Origin of the sequence: Paenibacillus allorhizoplanae (genome assembly GCF_927798215.1) — a bacterium.
GTDB lineage: Bacteria > Bacillota > Bacilli > Paenibacillales > NBRC-103111 > Paenibacillus_E > Paenibacillus_E allorhizoplanae.
This window is the reverse complement of the sequence record NZ_CAKMMW010000063.1, coordinates 1-1,064: the sequence shown is the minus strand read 5'-3', so window position 1 is coordinate 1,064 and position 1,064 is coordinate 1. Positions and strand designations below refer to the sequence as shown.

2 protein-coding genes are annotated in these 1,064 nt (G+C 25.5%); both read right to left on the bottom strand.

Annotated elements, in window-relative coordinates:
• On the bottom strand, window positions 1-873 hold an 873-nt coding region (locus L6I86_RS35510; RefSeq protein WP_236293642.1), incomplete at its 3' end, for an AAA family ATPase.
• A partial coding sequence (locus L6I86_RS35505; protein WP_236293641.1) for a hypothetical protein occupies window positions 863-1,064 on the bottom strand: 202 nt, incomplete at its 5' end. The genes L6I86_RS35505 and L6I86_RS35510, both read right to left, overlap by 11 nt.

The window sequence follows — 1,064 nt, the reverse complement described above, 5'->3', positions numbered from 1 at the left end:
AAGTTTATCAATATATTCTTTTTGTTCTTTTATTTTCAAATCAAGATGAGAAAGTTCATTTTTATAATTATTAATTTCTTTCTCCAATTTAAAACTCATGCTATCATCTGTTTTACCTTTAGATTTAATTCCATAAAGAATTTGCTTTTTTTTATCTAATATCCTCATTAATTCTGTTTTTTGTTTGATAAATGCTTCTAAATCAATTAGCTCCAAATTTTTCAGAAATTCATAAATGCTATTTTTCTTCTTAATTAACTCCACTATCTGTTCCTTCTTCAATTTCAAATTAGCTTTTAAATCAGCAAGTATTTCATCATAAATATTAAACATTATTTCAAAAGTTGGTTTTCTTTTTAAAGATTTATCTGAATATTTTTCATTTTGTATATTTTCGTTATCTATTTCAGTTTGTTTTAAATAAGCATATTTAAATAAATCTCTGAAACTAAATGCTTGGTTTGCAGCCTTAATATTATCCAAGCCCAATTCTTTTAATAAAAATGCCGAGAGAGAATTTTCATTTGAAGGTATGTCTATTTCCTTTAATTCAAAAAATTTAGGGAAATCTTGATTTAGAACATCCCATCTATATATTTTAGCTGGTCTATCAAATGAAAATAATGGCCTAACTATTTTAATTAGCTCTTCGCCAATAAAAAATTCAAGTGCTACTTCAGTACAATTCTCTCTGATTTCAATGTAATCTTTATGATTTTTACTTCCAAAAGCATAATTAATCATTTCAACTATTGATGATTTCCCTGTTGATGTTGGCCCAGTTATATAGTTCAACCCATCTTTAAAATCAACTATATAGTCTTTTCTAAAACCGATTAAACTTAATTTTACTAATTTTATTTTAGTTATCACTCTCATGCCTCTCTTCTTGATACTTAAGCCGGGTATTTGCGATCTTTAAAATGATATCATTTTCAACTTTTACATCGCTTAATTTAGAAATTTTATTCAAAACATATTCTCCAATATAATTGAGTTTAACTGCATATATTGAATTTAGTTCATTAACAACAGAGAGTCCGTTCTCATTAATCGTAAAACAC